Genomic DNA, 20,354 nt, shown 5'->3' with positions numbered 1-20,354 from the left:
CGCCCGTGCTAGGGCGATTTCCAGCCCCGAGAGATGCGGGCAAGCGCGCGGAGGTCGAGTAGCGTGATCGAATTGTTGGCAGAGCAACCCGATGATCGTTGGGAGGTTGAGGCGCTATATGACCTGTGCTTTGCGCCGGGGCGCGAGGCGCTGTCGTCGTATCGCCTGCGCGATGATGTGCCACCGGTGCCGGGGTTGAGCCAGGTAGCCCGTGATGAACTGGGCATTTTGGCGGGCGCGATCCGATTCTGGCCTGTCCATATTGAACGCTGCGATCCGGTGCCCCGGGATTGCGATTCCCAGGCCGTCGCCCGGAAGCTCACCAATGCCGAAGAGGTGCCGAATACCCGTGTCACCGCGCTGTTGCTCGGGCCGGTTGCCGTCCATCCCACCCACCAGGGAGAGGGGCTTGGCGGCTCTCTCATTCGTGACAGTCTGGCCAAGGCGGCAGAGCATGGCTGGCAGCGGGTGATGCTGGTCGGTGACGCGCCCTACTACCAGCGCTTTGGGTTTCGCCGCCTTGCGGGGGTCGAGATGCCGCCGCCGACAAACCCGGATCGGGTGCTGGGCTTGGCGACGGCTCCGGGGGCCTGGCAGGGGGTTTCCGGGCGGGTGGTTCGCTGGGAAGCTGCTGGCGCCCCCCTGTCCAGACCTTGAAACCCGTGCCCTGCGGGCCAATCTTTTCCTAAAGGAGTGCGGCAGGATGAGTGAGATACTGACAGATCGGCGCAGCCTGACGGGGGCCGAGTTCGAGGCCGAGCTTGCGGCCCTGGCGCAGCGCTACCAAGCGGCAAGTGGCCTTGGGGTCAATCTTCTCAATGTGCTGGGCGGTCAGGTCGAGAGTGTGTTGGCACGGTTGCCAGCCGGGCTGCGCGGCCAGTTGGAGCAGTCGACCCAGCAGGCGTTGCATCTGGCCATGCAGGCGGCGCGTCAGTCCCGCCGGGTGGTGCCGGGGCAAACGCCCAGGGTCAATCGTTTGGTCAGTACGGCCATGGGGGCAGCAGGCGGCGCTGCCGGGCTGCCGGGGGCGCTAATAGAGCTGCCGGCGACGACTGCCTTTTTATTGCGCACGATTCAAGATGCCGCCGCATCCGAAGGGTTCGACCCCGATGCGCAAAGCGTGATGTTTGACTGCCTGCGGGTCTTTGCTTCTGCCGGGCCATTGGCTCGGGATGATGGGGCTGAAACTGCCTTTTTCTCGCTCCGGCTGAGCCTGTCTGGCCAGGCGATCAATCAGCTGATCAGCACGGTGGCCCCCCGTCTGGCCACTGCACTGGGGCACAAGCTGGCAGCGCAATCAGTGCCCATTTTGGGCGCAGCCGCCGGGGCTACGGCGAACTATGTCTATTCGGGCTATTATCACGAGGTGGCCCTGGTGCATTTTGGCCTGCGCCGCCTCGCGATTGACGCGGGGCTGCCCGAGGCGCAGGTGCTGGAGGGATTTATCAGTCACTTGCCGCTGGCCCCGTGATCCGCTGGCCCGGCGCCCCATGACGCGGCCTCCTTTGAGCGCCGATCTATCCTGACGGCGAAAGCCTAACATAGGCGTCGTTCCCCCGCAGGAGGGCCATTTTTTGTCTTGATTTTGAATTTACTGCCCCGCTATTCAGCAAAGCCTGCTACGAGTAAGAGAATGATAAACTACAGCCTGAAATGCGCCGAAGGTCATAGCTTTGACAGCTGGTTCCAGTCGGCCTCTGCCTTTGATAAACTGGCCTCTGCCGGGCTGGTGACCTGTTCCTTTTGTGGCAGTGCCAAGGTCGAAAAGGCCATCATGGCGCCACGGGTGCGCACCGGGCGCAAGGCCGTTTCAGGCATCGGTGAACCAGAGCAGAGCAGCCCGGCGTCGGATCCCGGCCAGCAGGGCGGCGACAGCAGGGCGGCGACAGCCGCTATGTCCCCAGCAAAGGTTGACCCCGAGGTCAGCCATGGCCCCCGGGGCGGCCCCGTTGCCGGTCCTGGCGCGCTGAGCGCCCCGGCAGAGGGGCAGGCCGCAGAACTGCAGCGTGCCCTGCGTGCGCTGCGCCGTCAGGTCGAGGCCAACTCTGACTATGTGGGCAAGGATTTTGCCAGCGAGGCAAGGGCGATGCATCTGGGCGATACGCCGGAACGCGCTATCCATGGTGAGGCCAAACCAGAAGAGGCCAAGGCCTTGATCGAGGAGGGTATTCCGGTTTTGCCATTGCCCTTTGGGCGCAATCGGAAGACAAATTAGACCAGCGAACACAGATTTATGAGGCAAGATCCCATGCATATCGTGATTACCGGTGCCAACCGTGGCATTGGCCTTGAAATGGCCACTCAGCTGCGCAGCCAGGGTCATGAAGTGACTGGCACATCGCGAGATGGCTCTGGCAGTGCCCAATTGGATGTGACCGACCCAGCTGCACAGGCCCGATTTGCCCGCGAACTGGCGGGGCGCCCTGTTGATCTTTTGGTGTGCAACGCAGGTGTCTATCTCGATAAAGGGATGGAGCTGGAAGACTATACCGCCGAAATCTGGAGCCAGAGCATGGCGGTGAATGTCACTGGCGTCTTTTTGACGGTGCAGGCGCTGCTGCCGAACCTGCGGCTGGCGGATGCGCCCAAGATCGCGATCATTTCTTCGCAGATGGCCAGCCACGCGCGGGCGCCCGGCGGCAGCTATGCCTATCGGGCATCCAAGGCGGCGGCGCTGAATGTGGGTCGCAATCTGGCCACGGATCTGCGCCCCAAAGGCATTGCCGTGGGGATCTATCATCCCGGCTGGGTGCGCACCGATATGGGCGGCGAGCAAGGCGATATCTGTGTGGAAGATGCAGCCCGGGGCCTGATTGAAGAAGTCGAGGTGCTGACCCTGGGGACGACGGGATGTTTTCACACTTGGGATGGCCGGATCCATCCCTATTGAACCGGCCCCTTGCTGAAGGCTTTGCCGGGGGCCACGGCAACAGCGCGGTGCCGTGGCTGACATCCGTATCGAAACAAAAAGACGCCGATGGGAAACCACCGGCGTCTTTTTGTTTTTTGTTCTGGATCGCGGCACAGAAACAGATACCGCGATCTTGGCTGATTGGTCTTGGGTTAGTCCCAGCAGCTGACCAGAACGGTCATGCCTGTAGCGCGGCGTGTCAGCGCCTGATTGGTCAGATCCGAGCCCGCAGGCTGGGTCTTGGCGCTTAGCCCGGCGCTGTCCAGCGCGCTGCGGATGGCGGCAGCATTCACCGCAAAGCTCACCCCGTCGGGCAGTTGGCGATCATTGGCCGCCTGCGGCAGCAGCATACCCAGTACCGCACCCGAGGCATCGACAACCGGTCCACCAGCATCGCCGCTCTGCGCTGTCAGTTCAAGTCGGGCAATATCGGTATTGCCATCCAGGCTTTTTACATCCGCCAGCTTACCCCAGGTGAGACTTGGCGCGCCCAGAACCCCCTCATAGGAGAAGCCAGAGACCGCAATATCGGACTGCAGGCGCGGGCTGTGGCCGCTTAGCTCTGCCACGGCCATGGGGGCCAGCGCCTGCGCAGGGCGCAGGATGGCCAGGCCATTTTTGCTGTCACGCGCAAGCACCTCGGCCGTGTAGCCATGATCCAGCGTCACGCGGGTGCAGCCCTGCACCACATCAGAGGTGGTCACAACCGCACCATCGGTGCTGACAAAAAAGCCAGAGCGCGACATCTTGGGCTTGCGGATTTCCAGGCCGGACAGCAGATCGATATTCTGCTGAATATCGGCACCGGCGGCATCATCCAAAACGCCGTCTCGGCGTTCAAAGCTGTCCTGCATGGCAGCCAGAACCCGGGCGCGGCGGGCTTCGTCGTTGGCGGGCCAGATCAGGGTAAAGCCCTTGATTTCACCATTCTTCAGGCTGGCCTGGGTGAAGGAGGTAAAGCGGCTGTTGCGCCCTTCCAGGGTGAAGCTGTCGCCGCTGCGCTGACGTGGGCCTTCCAGCGGCACGATTTCCAGCGTCTGCATGATGTCATAGAGACCGTAGAGCGTACGCTTGTCGCCGCGCTGACTGATCAGCAGCACCCGCAGGCCCAGATCGCCAGAGCTGTCGTAATGGGCAAAGGGTGGTTCGTAGCGGGCAAACCCTACCTCTGCGGCGGGGATCTCCAGCGAGATGCCAGCCTGTTCATCGGTGATCCGGCGCATGCCAACCGAAATCAGTGGCGCGTTATAGTCATCCATCAACGCCTGGCGCTGCGCGGTGGTCAGCACTCCTGTCGCCTCATGGCCGTTCGAGACCTGCCAATCCGACATGGATGCGCGGGTGCCGCGACCAAATGCACCATCAATGGCAGAGGTGTAAAACCCGGCCGCCTTGAGCGCGACTTGCAGGTCTTTGCGTTCGTCCCTGCTGAGCAGGCTTTCACTGCGCCGCGCCTGTGCCGGGGTTTCGTCTGGCAGGGCTGGCGCCGGGTCCGCAATAGCAAGAGGCGCGGTATCTGGGCTCTGGCCGACCTCTGCGCTGGCTGGCGCCGTAGCCGTTGCATCCGGATTCTGCGGTGCAGGATCTGCCGGTGCTGCATTCGTCTGGGCCGCGTCTTCGCCCAGCGGATAGAACTGGGTGCGCAGGTTGGCGGGAAAGGCGATGAAACTGTCGCGCGGGATCTGCCCTTCAGAGCGATAGACCTGCAGCACGCGATTCGCATCTTCGCGGGTATAGGGGCCAATTAGCACCCCGTACCAGCCGCCGCCCAGGGAAAACCCGGCCACATCCGGCAGCCTGGCGGCGATTGCGCGCGCCTCTGCGCTGGCCGAAGCCAGAGAGGGCCGCGCGGCCACCTGGATCCAGACGGTTTCCTGCGTGTTTTGCTGTGCCTGGGCAGGCACGACCAAGCCAATGGCCAGCGCTTGTAGCGACAGAACCAATGCGGCGATCAATTTTTTCATTATCAGGACCCTATCCCGGTAAACCAAATTATTGCGGCGCAGATAAACATTTTGCAGCGGCAAAGGGAACGCCTCTTGCGGGGGGGAATTCCCCCGGCGCTGCAGCAAACTGTGGATTATGGCCTTATTGCCACGGCGAATCCGGTTGGCCGGGCAATTGTTGTGGCAAAAGGCGGGTTTCGGCCCGTGCCGTGTGTGGCAATGGTCCTCTGGCGGGGGCTGGCGGCGTTCTAGCCGTTGACCCTGCCGGGGGGCTTGCATAGGAAGAAGCGCGCATTTGCTGCTGCACTTCGCCCCATACGAAGGATTTGGACATGACCCAGACCACCGGCCATACATCTGAGATGACATCTGGCGCGGCCAGAGCCGCTCCGCGCTCTTTTCAAGAGATCATTCTGCGGCTGCAAAATTACTGGGCTGGCCAGGGCTGCGCCATCATGCAGCCCTATGACATGGAAGTGGGCGCAGGCACCTTTCACCCGGCCACCACGCTGCGTTCGCTGGGCAGCAAGCCCTGGGCGGCTGCCTATGTTCAGCCTTCGCGTCGCCCCACCGATGGGCGCTATGGTGAAAACCCCAATCGATTGCAGCATTACTACCAGTTTCAGGCGCTGATCAAACCCAGCCCGCCCAATCTGCAGGAACTGTACCTCGGCAGCCTTGAGGCAATCGGCGTTGACATGTCCATGCATGATATCCGCTTTGTCGAAGACGATTGGGAAAGCCCAACCCTGGGGGCCTGGGGCCTTGGCTGGGAAGTTTGGTGCGACGGTATGGAAGTCAGCCAGTTCACCTATTTCCAGCAGGTCGGCGGCCACGACTGCCACCCGGTTTCCGGCGAGCTGACCTATGGGTTGGAGCGTCTGGCGATGTATGTGCTGGGCGTCGATCATGTGATGGACATGCCCTTTAATGACCCGGATGCGCCGATCCCGCTGAGCTATGGCGATGTCTTCAAGCAGACCGAAGAAGAATACGCTCGCTGGAACTTTGATGTGGCTAACACCGATGTCCTGCTGCGCCATTTTGAAGAGGCCGAGGCCGAATGCGCCACCATCCTGGCCCAGGCCTATGACGACCCAAAGACCGGCAAACGTATTATCATGGCGCATCCTGCCTATGACCAGTGCATCAAGGCCAGCCATATCTTTAACCTGCTAGATGCCCGTGGGGTTATTTCTGTGACGGAACGCCAGGCCTATATCGGGCGGGTGCGCAACCTGGCCAAGCAATGCGCTGATGCCTTTGTGCAGACCAGCGCCGGTGGGTTCGCCGCCTAGGGCGGCTGACGAAAAGGCGGTGGTCATATCCGGGCACCGTGCCCCAAGCGCGCCGCTGTGCGGGGCGAAATTATGAAGGTTATTGCTAATGTTGGGTAAGTTTCTTGCCATTGTTCTTGTCGTTTCCGGGCTCGCGGCGGGCGGGGCGATGTATTACCTGCAGGTCTATGGCTACTATGACGATGTTGCCCTGACCCCGGGAGAGGATGTGGTGTTGCTGCCACTGAGCGCCGAGACCCCCAAACCGATTGCCTATGAAAATTTCCAGGCGATTGACGCAGAAAGCTCGCCAATCCGCTATCGCGCCTGTTTCACCACCCCGCTGCGGCCGCAGGCGCTGGAACAGCTGTTTCAGGTTTCCAGCCAAAAGGACCCGCGCAATGCGCCGGGCTGGTTTGACTGCTTTGACGCCGAGGCCCTGGGCGCGGCTCTTGCGGATGGCACTGCGACGGCCTTTGTCTCTGTCAAAAACATCTTTTACGGGGTGGACCGCATTGTTGCGGTGACGGAACAGGGCCAGGGCTTTGCCTGGCATGAACTGAACGCCTGCGGTGAAAAAGCCTATGATGGCACCGTGGTCGGGGAAACCTGCCCGCCGCGTCCCACCCAGGGCGACTAGCCCGAAGACGATCTAAATGCGGTGGCCGCTTGTGATGGGATGGCCGCCGCCCCGTGAGACCAAAGCGCAATCTATCTGCGCGCCCGCCGTCAAAAGATGGCGCAACGACTGTGCAAGGAACTTCGATGCCTGATCTGCTGATTGAACTGTTTTCCGAAGAGATCCCGGCCCGCATGCAGGCGCGTGCAGCCGAGGACCTGAAAAAGCGCATGACCGATGGCCTGGTCGAGGCCGGGCTGACCTACGCCGGGGCCGCAGCCTTTTCCACGCCGCGTCGTCTGACCCTGGCAATCGAAGGTCTGCTGGCCGAAAGCCCGACGCTGCGCGAAGAGCGCAAAGGCCCCAAGGTGGGAGCGCCGGACAAGGCAATCGAAGGTTTCTTGCGCGGGGCTGGCCTGACGCGAGACCAGCTGGAAGAGCGCGACACCCCCAAGGGGGCGATCTATTTCGCCAGCATCGAAAAAGCCGGACGCCCGGCCTCTGCGATCATCGCCGAGGTGCTTGAGGCAACCATTCGCAACTTTCCCTGGCCCAAGAGCATGCGCTGGGGGGCGGGACCCCTGCGCTGGGTGCGCCCGCTGCACTCCATCCTGTGTGTGCTGAGCGATGAAAACGGTGGCGAAGTGGTGCCGCTGGAGCTGGACGGGATCACGACGGGCAAGACCACCCGCGGCCACCGCTTTATGGCACCGGATGAAATCAGCGTATCGGGTTTTGAGGACTACGCCGCCAAATTGAAGCGCGCCAATGTGGTGCTGGACCCGGCCGAACGCCGCGAGGCGATCTGGCAAGAGGCCAGCAATCAGGCCTTTGCCCGTGGGCTGGAACTGGTCGAAGACAAGGGATTGCTGGCCGAGGTTGCCGGCCTGGTGGAATGGCCGGTGGTGCTGCTGGGCGATATCGACGCTGAATTTCTGGAGCTGCCGCCAGAGGTGCTGCAGACTTCGATGAAGGAACACCAGAAATTTTTCAGTGTGAGAAACCCCAAAACCGGTCGGATCGAAGGCTTTGTCACCGTGGCCAACCGTGAAACAGCAGATCACGGCGCGACCATTCTGGCGGGCAACCAAAAGGTGCTGAGCGCGCGTCTGGCAGATGCGAAGTTCTTTTGGGAGAACGATCTGCGCATCGCGAAATCCGAGGTTGGCATGGAAGGCTGGCTGGAGAGCCTTGGCAATGTGACCTTCCACAACAAGCTCGGAACCCAGGCCGCGCGGATTGACCGGATCGCGGCGCTGGCGCGCGAAATCGCCCCCGTTGTGGGCGCGGATGCGGATCTGGCGGAACAGGCGGCGAAACTCGCCAAGGCGGATCTGTCTTCCGAGATGGTCTATGAGTTCCCCGAATTGCAGGGGTTGATGGGGCGCTATTACGCTCAGGCCGCAGGGCTGCCGCAAGAGGTCGCCAATGCCTGTCAGCTGCATTACTCGCCGCTGGGCCCCAGCGATGAGGTGCCGACAGAGCCAGTATCGGTCGCCGTGGCGCTGGCCGACAAGATCGACACGCTGACCGGGTTCTGGGCGATTGATGAAAAGCCCACCGGCTCCAAAGACCCCTATGCGCTGCGCCGTGCGGCGCTCGGTGTGATCCGGTTGGTGCTGGAGAATGATGTGCGGGTGAACCTTGCAGGCCGTTCTGGCATTTTCGCCATACCATTTTCTATGTTTGCGACGAGCCTGCATATGAAAGGTTTTGACGGCAAGATTGCTGATCTCCTTTCCTTCTTCCACGACCGCCTCAAAGTCTTCCTGCGCGATCAGGGTATTCGTCACGATGTGATCGACGCCTGTATCGCCATGGAGGGCAATGACGACCTGATGCTGCTGGTGAAACGCGCCCGGGCGCTGGAGGAGTTCATGTCCTCCGAGGATGGCGAGAACCTGCTGCAGGGGTTCAAGCGCGCCAACAACATCCTGTCTCAGGCCGAGGAAAAAGACGGGGTCGAATATTCCTTTGGTGCCGACAAGAAATTCATCGAAGACCCGGCAGAAGCGGCCTTGTTCGACGCGCTTGCCGCAAACGAGGGGGCGATCTCTTCGGCCATCGAGGCCGAAGATTTCGCGGCCGCCATGGGCGGCATGGCGGCGCTGCGCGAGCCAGTGGATGCGTTTTTTGAGGCGGTGCAGGTGAACTCCGACAAGGAAGTGGTTCGCCGCAACCGGCTGAATCTGCTGAGCCAGATCCGCAAGGTCTGCGGCCAGGTGGCTGATCTGACCCGGATCGAAGCGTAAATCTGCCAAGACGATTGGCCCGGTTTCCTGGCCAAGTGGATCAAACATCTTCAAGGGTCGCGCTGTGGTGCGGCCCTTTTTTTGTTTTGCTGAGAAGCGTTTCAGGGGCCGATCTGCCCCTGAAAGCGCCGCTGCGAGTTTTGAGGCCGCGGCGGGCCTCAAGGCTGAACCCTGCTGTGCAGGGCCGCTGCGCGGGCCTTGACCCCCGTCGCGGCGAAAAAAGGGGACTTCTTGCCTGCTTTTGGGATTTGCAGCACTGTTTTATGGCTTTTCCGGCCTGGTGTCGGGGCTTGGGCCTTGCGGTGTGATCTTGGGGGATTATGCTGCAACACAAAGAAGAGGTGCCGCAGTGCAGAATCCCCCGTCTGAGACTCCGCTTGCTTCGTTGATCACCGCAACGGCGCCCATTGCCACGGCCAGTCACGGCGGCCGGGCCAAATGCCTGCAGCGACTGGTTCGGCTTGATTTGCCGGTGCCCTGTACCGTGGCCCTGTCCTTTGCTGCAGTGAAAAATGCCGCCGCAGGGGCGTTGCCCGATATTCGCGCCATCCTGGAAGAGTTTTCCGAGGATGCGCTGCTCTGTGTGCGCCCATCTTCAGAGGTGCAGGATTGGGGCGGGCCAAGTGCGATCCTGAATATCGGCATGAACGACGCGCGCTACCTGTCGTTGAGCAAGGTTTTGGGGCAGGAGGCTGCGGCCTCGCTGTATCTGCGGTTTGTGCAATCTTATGCGGTGCATGTGGCGCGGCTGGACCCGGATGTTTTTGACGATGTAGAGGATGGCGGGCCGGATGCCTTGAGCGAAATCCTGCAGGCCTATGAGGCGGAAACCGATGAGGAGTTCCCGCAGGATCCCGGCGAGCAGTTGGCGGCGGTCTTACGTTCCATGGCACGGGCCTGGGAGGGGACATCGGCGCGGTTGCTGCGTCAGGCCAAGGGCGCGCCGGTGGATGCGGGCCTGGGGCTGGTGGTGCAAGAGATGATCCCGGGGCTGGGTCAGGGGGAATGCGGCTCTGGGGTGTTGCAACTGGTGGATTCGACGACCGGCCTGCGGCAACTGACGGGCCGTTACCTGAGCCAGAGCCAGGGGCGCGAGGCCCTGGGGGCGGGGTCAAATGCGCTGTTCCTGGAAAAGGATGCGCGCGGACCTTCGTTGGAGGAGCTGGCACCGGAGGCCTTTGCCAGCATCAAGGCGGATGCCGCGCTGATGCGGCAGCGTCTACGCGAAGAGATGCAGGTCGAATTTGTTATTCAAAACGGAAAACTGCATATCCTTGACGGGGTGCGGGTGCTTCGATCTTCGCATGCGGCTGTGCGGATTGCGGTCGCCCTGGCCCAGGATGGGATTATCCCGCCGCATGAGGCTGTGATGCGGGTGGATGCCCATGTGCTGAATGAATTGCTGCACCGTCAGGTTGCCCCAAGCGCGGCGCGGGATGTGATCGGCTCCGGCATTGCGGCCAGTCCCGGCGCGGCAACCGGGCATCTTGTCTTTACGGCGGCGGATGCCCAGTCTGGCGCGGCGCGTGGCGAGCCCTGCGTGCTGGTGCGGCGCGAGACCTCGCCAGAGGATGTGCGAGGCATGCATGCGGCGGTGGCGGTGTTGACTGGCAAGGGCGGCATGACCAGCCATGCGGCGGTTATCGGGCGCGGTCTTGGCCTGCCCAGCATTGTCGGCGCGTCGGATATGACCTTTGATTCCCGCAAGAAACAGCTGATTTCCTCTAAGGGGCAGGTTTTTCACGCTGGTGATATCGTGACCATTGATGGCAGCAGTGGCGAGGTGCTGGCGGGCGAGCCAGAGATGCTGGAGGCGGCGCAGGATGATGCCTTCCAGGCCCTGCTTGCCTGGGCGGACGAGGCCCGTGACATCGATATTCGTGCCAATGCCGATACCCCGGCAGATGCGCAGACGGCGCGCAATTTCAATGCCCAGGGCATTGGCCTGTGCCGGACCGAGCACATGTTCTTTGATCCGGGTCGCTTGACGGTCATGCGCGAGATGATCTTTGCCGAAACCTCAAGTCGGCGCGCCGCAGTTCTGGCCCGGCTGCTGCCGATGCAGCGCGATGATTTCCATGAACTGTTTCGCATCATGGAGGGGCTGCCTGTCTGCATTCGCCTGTTTGATCCGCCGCTGCATGAATTCCTGCCGACCTCCAAGTCGGGCCAGCGGGAGCTTTCAGAGGCCCTGGGGATCCCGGTGAGCGATGTGACCCGCCGGGTCGAGGATATGGCGGAGTATAATCCGATGCTGGGCCTGCGCGGGGTGCGCCTGGGCGTGACGGTGCCGGAAATCTACGACATGCAGGCCCGCGCCATTTTTGAAGCCACGCTTCTGGCGTCTCGCGATAGGGCACCAGTGGTGCCCGAGGTGATGATCCCGCTGGTTTCGGCCAAGCGCGAGGTCGAACTGGTCAAGGCGCGCATCGATGCGGTGGCGGCGGCTGTCGCGTCAGAGCAGGGGGAGACCTTTGATTACCGTCTTGGCATCATGGTCGAAACCCCGCGCGCTGCGCTGCGCGCGGCAGAGATCGCGCCGCATACCTCTTTCTTGAGCTTCGGCACCAATGATCTGACACAGATGACCTATGGGTTGTCGCGAGATGACGCGGGCCGCTTTATGTCCAATTATGTGCAGCAGGGGGTCTTTCCTGAAGACCCGTTCCATGTGCTGGATGTCGATGGCGTCGGAGAGCTGTTGAAGCTTGGCGTGCAGCGGGGCCGTGAGGCAAACCCCGAGGTGACCCTGTCGATCTGTGGCGAACACGGTGGCAACCCCGAATCAATCGCATTTTGCCGAGAGGCCGGCTTTGATTATGTCTCGTGTTCCCCGTTCCGGGTTCCGGTGGTGCGCTTGGCCGCGGCGCAGCTCGCAATCCAAGAGAAAACCGGGGTGGTTTCTCCAACTTACGAAAAAAGCTAAGAAAATTTTCCTCTTTTCACCTCCACGTTTCTTTGGTCCCTGTGGGGGCGAACTGGTGTCGTGTGGGCCTGATTTTGCCAGAACTGGACGTTTTGCCAAAATGCGCTTAAGGGAGGCGCTTGTGACGGACTGGGGAGGCCGCACGCAAGCGGAAAAATGAGGATCCCTGAACATGAAATTCCTGACCTTGGCTGCCCTGGCGGCAGCAACATCAATGATGGGACAAGTGGCGGCGGCCGAAACCAGCTTGGGTGCCCTGTTCAAGCGTGAGCAATCCACCCTGAGCGCGGTCCCAAATACCCGGCTGTCCGGTTTTCTTGGCTTTCAATTTCGCCCCAAAGATGCGCCAGCAGATGATCTTTCGTTTTCGAAAGCCTGGTTGGATGAGCAGCCCATGGCCAAGGGTGGAGAAAACTTTGCCTGCCTAGCAGAGGCCTTGTATTTTGAGGCGCGCGGCGAGACGGTCAAAGGCCAGTTTGCGGTTGCCGAAGTGATCATGAACCGGGTTGAAAGCGCCCAGTTCCCCAATTCGCTGTGCGGTGTAATCAATCAGGGTACTGGGCGGCGCTATCAGTGTCAGTTCACCTATACATGCGATGGACACAAAGAGGTGATTCGGGAAAAAACCGCTTATGAGCGGGTGGCCAAGGTGGCCAGGGCAGTGATTGATGGGGAGGTCCCGGACCTGACCGAGGGCGCCACCTATTACCACACCACAGCTGTGCGTCCGCGCTGGAGCCGCAGTTTTACCAAAACCACGCGCATTGGGGTGCACCAGTTTTACCGTGACGACCGCTATCGGACCGCGATGAACGACGAAAGCTGACGGCTAGGTTGATGCCAGCTCTGTAGCGGAAACGGCCTGCAATCTGCGAAAGATCAAGGCAGGGGCCGACTGGCCAGTGCGGCCCATTGATGTGACGTGGAAGGATGTTTTGGGCCGGGCGAAGCAGTTGCAACGCCGCATTCGCTCTCTAGTCTGGCGCTTGCAGGCCTGTTAAGGCCCCGGCACAAGAGTACACAGAACCCACCTTTTCCCGTTAGCCAGCCAAAGGCCCGTCTTTGCCCATGTCTTCAGAAGTTCGCCTCGCCTTTGAACATCCTAGCGAACGCGCTGCCGCAACGGCGCGGCCAGGCCCCCTGGACCGGATCTCTCTGCGCGATCACATGGTTGAGGTTGAGATTGGTGCCTTTCAGGCAGAACGCGGCAATACCCAGCGGATCAGCTTTAATGTGGTGGTCGAAGTGACGCCCTTGCCAGCCGATCTGGACGATGATGTGGACCGGATTCTGTCTTATGACAAGGTCACGGAAGCCATCGCTTATGAGCTTGCGGCAGAGCGTATCAACCTTTTGGAAACATTGGCAGAACGCGTGGCAGAGCGGATCTTGCTGGAACCCCAGGCCGTGCGGGTCTTTGTGCGGATCGAAAAGCTGGACCGTGGCCCCGGTGCCCTAGGGGTCGAGATCGCGCGCTCAAAGGATCAGGTGAGCCACGTGGTCGAAGAGGATGAGCCACCGCATCCCCGGCTGATGTACCTGTCCAATGCAGCCATCGAAAGCAAAAACTTCTCTACCTGGATCGACCAGATGGCCTGCCGCCAGCGACCACTGATTCTCTGTGTTGGGGCGCATCCACTTGAGGTGCCCAAAACCGGCCATAAGATGACCCAGCGCCGCATTGATCTGTTGTCGATCGAGCAAAACGCCTGGCGCGTGGCGGCAAAAGATGACCGCTGTGTGGTGGTCGCCACCCGGACAGAGCTCGACTGGGCAATGAAAAATGGGCAGATCTGCGTCTGGGCTCCGTCCAAGATTGTGCTGGACGCGGTGGACGGACCATCTGCGGCCCCGTCTGAATCAGTTGCATTGGCTGCCTGGTTTGCGGCAACCTTTGAGGCAGGCGAGATGATCGTCATTGGCGCCGAGCTGCCTGCCTGTCCTCAGGTTCCTTTGCGCGTCGTGGATGTGGAGCAAACACAGTTGTGATGTATTACCGGCCGTTGGTGCGGCATGGAGAGACAAGACCAGAAGGTGCGCTGCCGCTTGCCGGTGGGGCGCTGTGGTTTTCCGAAGTCGAATTGCTAAGCCGGGATGCGCCGCCGCGCATCGTTCCGGCTGGGCTTATCCCGGCAGAGATGCGCCAGCGGCTGAGTTTTCGCCGCGCCGCCATTGCCGGGCTGGATATGACGCGTCCCCAGATCATGGGGATCTTGAACGTAACACCTGACAGCTTTTCTGACGGCGGGCGCAGTATCGGCGTAGCCGCCGGGCTGAGTGCAGCCCAGCGTTTGATTTCTGATGGGGCCAATATCCTTGATATTGGGGGCGAATCTACCCGTCCTGGTGCGAAGTTTGTACCCGAAGCAGAGGAAATTACGCGCACTGCGCCAGTGATTTCTGCCATTCGGGCGGTATCTTCGGTGCCAATTTCCATCGATACCCGCAAGGCGCAGGTCGCGATGGAGGCCTTGGACGCAGGTGCGCAACTGATCAATGATGTGTCCGGCTTTACCTATGATCCTGCGCTGGCACCTCTGGCGGCGCAGGCGGGGGCTCCGGTCTGCGTGATGCATGCGCAGGGCAGCCCGGAAACTATGCAGGACGATCCAAAATACGCCAATGTCCTGCTGGATGTGTATGACTTCCTGGCGGCGCAGGTGGATCGACTAGAAGCAACCGGCGTTTTGCGCGAACAGATCGTGGTGGATCCGGGCATCGGCTTTGGCAAGACGCAGGCACATAATCTGGCGCTGTTGAAAGGGCTGAGCCTGTTTCACGGGCTTGGCTGTCCAATCCTGCTGGGGGTGTCCCGCAAGAAGTTTATTGGCAGCATTGGTAATGCCCCCGAGGCCGACAAACGCGCGCCCGGCTCTATTGCGCTGGCGCTGGCTGGGGTGGCCGAAGGCGTGCAGTTGCTGCGGGTACACGATGTGGCCGAGACCGTTCAGGCACTGAACCTGTGGCAGGCGGTGCATTAGGCTCGCTTTGTCTTTGGCGTAAACATCCGGGTCAAGGCGCCCCACTGGCTGATGCAAACCCCGGATAGAATAAGCCCCAGCGCCAAGAGCAGGGTCGCGGGCAGCGGTTCTGCCAGAAACAGCGCGCCTAGCAGGACCGACCAGATCGGCACCTGATAGCTGGTGAGGCTCATGAAGGTGGGACCCGCGCCGCGAATGACCAGTATGCGCAGGAAATTGCCTGCCGCAGTGGGCAGCAGACCCAGCAGGGCGATCCAGAACAGTGTTTGGTGATCGGGTAGCGGGGGCGCTCCCTCCAGGATCAGCGCGAGGGGCAGGATCAGCAGCGCGCCAAGGCACAGCAAGACAGCCGCCAGCCCCACGGGATCCACCGGGGGCAGACGGCGCGTCAGGATTGACGAAGTCGCATAGCAGGCGGCTGCCCCCAGACATGCCGCCCGGCCCAGGGGTTCGTGCGCTGCGCCCGTGCTGTCAAACGCCTGGGTCCCGATCAGCAGTGCGACCCCAAGAAAACCAATCAGGAACCCGATAAAGCGGCGCAGCGACATGCGTTCTCCGGGGATGAGAAAATGCGCCAGTGGCAAGACCATCAGACCGGTGCCCGCCATGGCAACGCCGGTAAAGCCAGAGGTGATATATTGCTGGCCCCAGCTGATCAGCAGAAAGGGCAGCACCGTGCTGGTCAGGCCAAGAGTGGCGATGATTGGCCAGTTGGGGGCCCCATGAAACAGGCGAAAACCACGCGCCCCCCAGATGCACCCCATTACCAGCGCAGCACATACAATCCGCCCAGCGGTTAGCCAGACCGGGGTAATGCCCTGCAGCGCCAGCTCGATCACCAGAAAGGTGGATCCCCAAATGAGCCCCAGCGTAGCAATCATCAGCCAATAACGGCCCATATGTTCCGGCATATTCTGGCCCTTTATGGTCGTTGGCGATGGGCGGCCGGGCGGCTGAGCAACAGTCCGGCAAGGATAAGAGCCAGGGCCGCAAACAGCTGCGGCGGCAGGGTTTCATTCAGCAAGAGGGCGCCAAAGAACACCGACCAGACGGGCACTTGATAGTTTACGGTTGCCAGGAAACTGGGCCCGGCACTGCGCGCCACCTGCACCAGCAGCACCTGCGCCAGCGCGGTCGGCACCAGGCCAAGATAGAGCACCGCCAGCAGTGATCGTCCCTCAGGCAGGCTGGGCAGGCCTTCCTGCCACAGGGCGGTGGGGACGATCATCAATGCGCCGCAACTTAGCGCCGCTGCAGAAAGCGACAGCAGGTTCACGCCGGGGCACAGCCGGGTGATGATGGAGCCAATCGCGTAGCACAGCGCTGCGCCAAGGCAGGCCAGCCGCGCCAGTGATTCATAGTCACTGCCCGCACTGGCAAAGGCCTTGAACCCGATCAGGGTCAAGACGCCGCCAAAGCCGATAAGGAAGCCCAGGGCGCGGCGCAGGGTCATGCGCTCGCCCGGCACCAGAACATGTGCCAGTGGCAGCACAAATAGCGGCACCACCGCCATGCAGACCCCGGCAAAGCCGCTGGCCACATAGGTCTGCCCCCAACTGAGCAGCGAGAACGGCAGCGCATTGCTGAAAAAACCCATCCCCAAAGCACAGAGCCAGATAAGGCGCCCCTGGCGGCTGGCAAGCGAGGGCAGGCCAATACGCATCACCGAGGTGATGGTCAGCAGGGCGGCCGCGCCCAGGCTGATCCGCCCAGCGGCAATCGTCATCGGCCCCAGCCCCTGCAGGGCAAGGGTCACGGACATAAAGGAGGAACCCCAGATAAGCCCGAGAATAAGCAGCTTGATCCAGTTGATGGTGCCGGCCCCGGTTGGGGCGGGCAGCGTTTGGGCTGGGCTCTGCATGGGGGGCTCCTGATAAAAAATAGCAAGGGCGTCCCAAGAAATGGAACGCCCGGCAGAAAAGTAAGGCCAAAAGGGACTAGACCGGGCGGACTGTTCCGCCAAGCCAGTTTGGCAGCTTAGTTTTTCTCTTTGTCGACCATTTTGCCAGCCGAGATCCAGGGCATCATACCGCGCAGCTTGGCGCCGGTGGCTTCAATGCCGTGTTCGTCATTGGCGCGACGCGAGGCCTTCAGTGTAGGCTGGCCAACGGCATTTTCGAGCATGAAGTCACGCACAAATTTACCCTGCTGGATGTCTTCCAGAACCGCTTTCATGCGGGCTTTGGTTTCGTCGTAGGGCAGGATGCGCGGGCCGGTGACGTACTGGCCATATTCAGCTGTGTTGGAGATCGAGTAATCCATGTTGGCGATGCCGCCTTCATAGATCAAATCAACAATCAGCTTCACTTCGTGCAGGCATTCAAAATAGGCCATTTCGGGCGCATAACCGGCTTCAACCAGAGTTTCAAAGCCGCAGCGGATCAGCTCTACCAGGCCGCCGCACAGAACGGCTTGCTCGCCGAACAGGTCAGTTTCGCATTCTTCGCGGAAGTTGGTCTCGATGATGCCCGAGCGACCGCCACCAATGGCAGAGCAATAAGACAGGCCGATTTCCAGCGCCTTGCCAGTGGCATCCTTGTCGACGGCTACCAGGCAGGGCACGCCGCCGCCTTTGGTATATTCGCCGCGCACGGTGTGGCCGGGACCTTTGGGCGCCATCATGATGACATCAACGCCGTCTTTTGGCTCGATCAGGCCAAAGTGCACGTTCAGACCGTGGGCAAATGCAATGGCAGCACCTGGCTTGATGTTGTCGTGGACGTATTTCTTGTAGGTCTCTGCCTGCAGTTCATCGGGCATGGTGAACATGATCACGTCACACCAGGCTGCGGCTTCTGCGATACCCATGACTTTCAGGCCCTCGCCTTCGGCTTTCTTGGCAGAAGGGGAGCCTTCGCGCAGGGCAACCACGAGGTTCTTGGCACCGGAATCGCGCAGGTTCAGCGCATGGGCGTGGCCCTGGCTGCCGTAGCCCAGGATGGCCACTTTCTTGTCTTTGATCAGGTTAACGTCGCAGTCGCGGTCATAGTATACGCGCATCTCTAAGATCCTCTTGGTTGTCGTTTGCAGGCACCATAGGCAAGGAGGGGGCGAAATGCACGGTGGTTCTGGCTGGAACTTGCAGGATTTTTAGAGTATTCATTCGTATTGAATTCAGATATTGATCTTTTCATGCTTGATGATCTGGATCGGCGCATATTGCGCCATATGCAAGGCGATGCGGAACAGTCGATTCCGGATCTGGCCGCGACACTGGGAATGACGCCGACGCGGCTGTCGCGCCGTCTCGATAAATTGCGTGAGGCAGGCGTCCTGCTGGGCAGCCGGGTGGTGATTGACTGGCACGCGCTTGGCTACACAGTCGAAGTGTCATTGCGGGTTACTTTGGAAAAGGCCAACCCGCGTGCCTTTGACGAATTTATTGCCAAAGCGCGTGAAATTCCCGAAGTGCTGGAAATTCAAACCTTTCTGGGGCAGGTCGATGTGCGGCTTTCGGTGATTGCCCGTGATATGGCGCATTATCAGCAGATCTATCGCAGCGCCATTCTGACCCTGCCGCATATCTCGGATATTGAGGCCCTGATGCATGTCGCCCGCATCAAAACCAATGAAAGCCTGCCAATATGAGCGATCTTGATGTTATCGATTTTGCTCTGCTCAAGGCGCTGTCGCGCGATGCCAATCAGTCGGCGGGTGCGCTGGGGCGCAAACTGGGGCTGAGCCAGCCTGCCACTTGGCGGCGCATCAAGCGGCTGCAGGATCTGGGCATCATCACTGGCCGGCGGCTGGAACTGGACCGCGAGAAGCTGGGCTTTGGTGTTACGGTCTTTCTTGGCGTCAAACTGGGCACCAAGGGCCGCGTCAGCCTGGAAGATTTTGAACGCGCGGTCTGCGCCATTCCCGAGGTGCAGACAGTGGAACATGTATTGGGGCTTTACGACTATCGCCTGCGGGTCACAGCCCGCGATATTGCCGATTTTGAACGGGTCTTGCGCCGCCGGGTCATGCTGCTGCCGGGGGTCGGTTCTGTGGATGCCAATGTGCTGCTATCCGAAGAACGTCGCCCCGGCCCCTTGGGCTAGGCCTATTCGGTGGCATTGTCTTTTGATTTTGGACAGAGCTATCGCCCCATGCCGGGTTTCGAGCGGGCGCGCAATTCAGTATATCTGCAAGGTAACCGCGCCCGGTATCCAAGGCGGGCGGGCAGTCATGCAAAAACATCGGAGACTATAATGGCGCTTTTGAACACTGTGGACCCGGACGGTCTCGACGAATTCTCGGTGGTCTTCACCGATCGCTCGCTCAATCATATGTCAAAGACCTTTCAGGCGGTGATGCTGGATATCAATGCCATGCTGAAAGAGGTCTACCATGCCGAGGCAGTGGCGCTGGTACCGGGCGGCGGCACCTACGCAATGGAGGCTGTCGCGCGCCAGTTTGCCAAAGGCCAGGATGTTCTGGTGGTGCGCAACGGCTGGTTTTCCTATCGCTGGAGCCAGATCTTTGAAACCGGTGGCCTGACGGCCTCCTCTACCGTGCTCAAGGCCCGTCGGGCAGGAAATGAAGACCAATCGCCCTTTGCACCTGCCCCCATCGACGAGGTCACCGCGACCATCCGCGCACAAAAACCGGGTATCGTGTTTGCACCACATGTGGAAACTGCCGCTGGCGTCATTCTGCCAGAGGGTTATGTGCAGCAGATGGCTGCCGCCGCGCATGAAGTTGGTGCGCTGATGGTGCTCGACTGCATTGCTTCTGGCTGCGCCTGGGTGGATATGCAGGCCAGCGGTGTCGATGTGCTCATTTCAGCCCCGCAAAAAGGCTGGAGCGCCGCTCCCTCTGCCGGCCTGGTGATGTTCTCGCCACGCGCGCTTGCCCGGCTTGAGGACACGACCTCCGACAGCTTTGCCCTCAACCTCAAACAATGGCGCGCCATCATGCAGGCCTATGAAGACGGTGGCCATGCCTATCACGCAACCATGCCCACCGATGCCCTGCGCGCCTTTCGCGATACCATGCTGGAAACCCGGGACTACGGGTTTGAACGCCTGCAACAGGCCCAGTGGGACTTGGGCAATTCCGTGCGCGCGCTACTGGCCGGCAAGGGCGTCACATCCGTGGCGGCGGATGGGTTTGGCGCGCCGGGCGTTGTGGTTAGCTACACCCACGACCCAGAGGTGCAAAACGGTAAGAAATTCGCCAGCCTTGGCCTGCAGATCGCCGCGGGCGTACCGCTGCAATGTGATGAACCAGAGGCATTCCGCACCTTTCGGATCGGCCTCTTCGGCCTTGATAAACTCTATGATGTCGAGGCAACGCTGGCGCGCCTGAAACCCGCCCTGGATCAGGTGCTCTAAGGGCCATTTGCAGGCAAAAGGCCTCAGATGTGGGGCCTTGATTTCATCTTGCTGAAAATACCTTCGCCGAAGGCCCCGGCTTTCCCCTTGGGAAAGCCGGTTTCTTATGCTTTCCGCCGCAGGC

18 protein-coding genes are annotated in these 20,354 nt (G+C 61.0%); 14 read left to right on the top strand and 4 right to left on the bottom strand.

Annotation, left to right across the window (positions count from 1 at the left end; all coding sequences use genetic code 11):
• The first annotated feature begins 63 nt into the window (after positions 1-63).
• The 4 genes from P2081_RS02645 to P2081_RS02630 all read left to right on the top strand — a co-directional run bounded on the left by P2081_RS02645 (position 64) and on the right by P2081_RS02630 (position 2,890).
• Positions 64-657: a GNAT family N-acetyltransferase gene (locus P2081_RS02645; protein WP_278921310.1), complete on the top strand. Its 594-nt coding sequence runs from the start codon at positions 64-66 to the stop codon at positions 655-657.
• 46 nt (positions 658-703) lie between these two features.
• A complete protein-coding gene (locus P2081_RS02640) occupies positions 704-1,471 on the top strand; it encodes an EcsC family protein (RefSeq protein WP_278921309.1) in 768 nt (255 codons plus the stop codon).
• Between the two features lie 162 nt (positions 1,472-1,633).
• Positions 1,634-2,215, top strand: coding sequence for a DUF1178 family protein (locus P2081_RS02635; RefSeq protein WP_278921308.1), 582 nt, complete (start codon positions 1,634-1,636; stop codon positions 2,213-2,215).
• 33 nt (positions 2,216-2,248) lie between these two features.
• Positions 2,249-2,890 (top strand): SDR family oxidoreductase, encoded by a 642-nt coding sequence (locus tag P2081_RS02630; protein ID WP_278921307.1) that lies wholly within the window; start codon positions 2,249-2,251, stop codon positions 2,888-2,890.
• Between the two features lie 173 nt (positions 2,891-3,063).
• On the opposite strand, the gene P2081_RS02625 is transcribed toward P2081_RS02630, so the two are convergent.
• A complete protein-coding gene (locus tag P2081_RS02625) occupies positions 3,064-4,875 on the bottom strand; it encodes a serine protease (RefSeq protein ID WP_278921306.1) in 1,812 nt (603 codons plus the stop codon).
• 314 nt (positions 4,876-5,189) lie between these two features.
• On the opposite strand from P2081_RS02625, the gene P2081_RS02620 reads away from it, so the two are divergent.
• The 7 genes from P2081_RS02620 to folP all read left to right on the top strand — a co-directional run bounded on the left by P2081_RS02620 (position 5,190) and on the right by folP (position 14,912).
• Complete coding sequence (locus P2081_RS02620) at positions 5,190-6,155, top strand: glycine--tRNA ligase subunit alpha (RefSeq protein WP_278921305.1); 966 nt, start codon at positions 5,190-5,192, stop codon at positions 6,153-6,155.
• Positions 6,156-6,243: 88 nt separating this feature from the next.
• Positions 6,244-6,774, top strand: a complete 531-nt coding sequence (locus tag P2081_RS02615; RefSeq protein WP_278921304.1) for a DUF6446 family protein — start codon at positions 6,244-6,246, stop codon at positions 6,772-6,774.
• A 125-nt stretch (positions 6,775-6,899) separates the two neighbouring features.
• Entirely contained in the window at positions 6,900-9,005 is a 2,106-nt protein-coding gene (glyS, locus tag P2081_RS02610; protein ID WP_278921303.1) for a glycine--tRNA ligase subunit beta, read from the top strand.
• A 349-nt stretch (positions 9,006-9,354) separates the two neighbouring features.
• Positions 9,355-11,931, top strand: coding sequence for a putative PEP-binding protein (locus P2081_RS02605; RefSeq protein WP_278921302.1), 2,577 nt, complete (start codon positions 9,355-9,357; stop codon positions 11,929-11,931).
• A 172-nt stretch (positions 11,932-12,103) separates the two neighbouring features.
• Positions 12,104-12,757, top strand: a complete 654-nt coding sequence (locus P2081_RS02600; protein ID WP_278921301.1) for a cell wall hydrolase — start codon at positions 12,104-12,106, stop codon at positions 12,755-12,757.
• 242 nt (positions 12,758-12,999) lie between these two features.
• Complete coding sequence (locus P2081_RS02595; protein ID WP_278921300.1) at positions 13,000-13,920, top strand: dihydroneopterin aldolase; 921 nt, start codon at positions 13,000-13,002, stop codon at positions 13,918-13,920.
• Positions 13,917-14,912: a dihydropteroate synthase gene (folP, locus tag P2081_RS02590; RefSeq protein ID WP_278921299.1), complete on the top strand. Its 996-nt coding sequence runs from the start codon at positions 13,917-13,919 to the stop codon at positions 14,910-14,912. The genes P2081_RS02595 and folP overlap by 4 nt, the downstream gene beginning before the upstream one ends.
• Here folP and P2081_RS02585 read toward each other — a convergent pair.
• From P2081_RS02585 to ilvC, 3 genes are all read right to left on the bottom strand, one after another.
• Entirely contained in the window at positions 14,909-15,823 is a 915-nt protein-coding gene (locus P2081_RS02585; RefSeq protein ID WP_278921298.1) for a DMT family transporter, read from the bottom strand. The genes folP and P2081_RS02585 overlap by 4 nt on opposite strands.
• An 11-nt stretch (positions 15,824-15,834) precedes the next feature.
• Positions 15,835-16,773, bottom strand: coding sequence for a DMT family transporter (locus P2081_RS02580; protein ID WP_278921297.1), 939 nt, complete (start codon positions 16,771-16,773; stop codon positions 15,835-15,837).
• 116 nt (positions 16,774-16,889) lie between these two features.
• Positions 16,890-17,912 (bottom strand): ketol-acid reductoisomerase, encoded by a 1,023-nt coding sequence (gene ilvC, locus P2081_RS02575; protein ID WP_278921296.1) that lies wholly within the window; start codon positions 17,910-17,912, stop codon positions 16,890-16,892.
• A 132-nt stretch (positions 17,913-18,044) separates the two neighbouring features.
• On the opposite strand from ilvC, the gene P2081_RS02570 reads away from it, so the two are divergent.
• The 3 genes from P2081_RS02570 (at position 18,045) to P2081_RS02560 (ending at position 20,230) form a co-directional block, all read left to right on the top strand.
• Positions 18,045-18,500: an Lrp/AsnC family transcriptional regulator gene (locus P2081_RS02570; protein ID WP_278921295.1), complete on the top strand. Its 456-nt coding sequence runs from the start codon at positions 18,045-18,047 to the stop codon at positions 18,498-18,500.
• The gene (locus tag P2081_RS02565) at positions 18,497-18,955 is read left to right on the top strand and encodes an Lrp/AsnC family transcriptional regulator (protein ID WP_278921294.1); all 459 of its coding nucleotides are present in this window, start codon (positions 18,497-18,499) and stop codon (positions 18,953-18,955) included. The genes P2081_RS02570 and P2081_RS02565 overlap by 4 nt, the downstream gene beginning before the upstream one ends.
• Positions 18,956-19,105: 150 nt before the next feature.
• Positions 19,106-20,230 carry an aminotransferase class V-fold PLP-dependent enzyme gene (locus tag P2081_RS02560; RefSeq protein ID WP_278921293.1) on the top strand — a complete coding sequence of 375 codons (1,125 nt, stop codon included), beginning with the start codon at positions 19,106-19,108 and terminating at the stop codon, positions 20,228-20,230.
• Positions 20,231-20,354: the final 124 nt, after the last annotated feature.

Source organism: Pseudophaeobacter profundi (genome assembly GCF_029697505.1).
GTDB classification, from domain to species: Bacteria; Pseudomonadota; Alphaproteobacteria; order Rhodobacterales; family Rhodobacteraceae; genus Pseudophaeobacter; species Pseudophaeobacter profundi.
The sequence above is the reverse complement of the archived record's forward strand: the minus strand, read 5'-3'. Positions and strand labels throughout refer to the sequence as shown.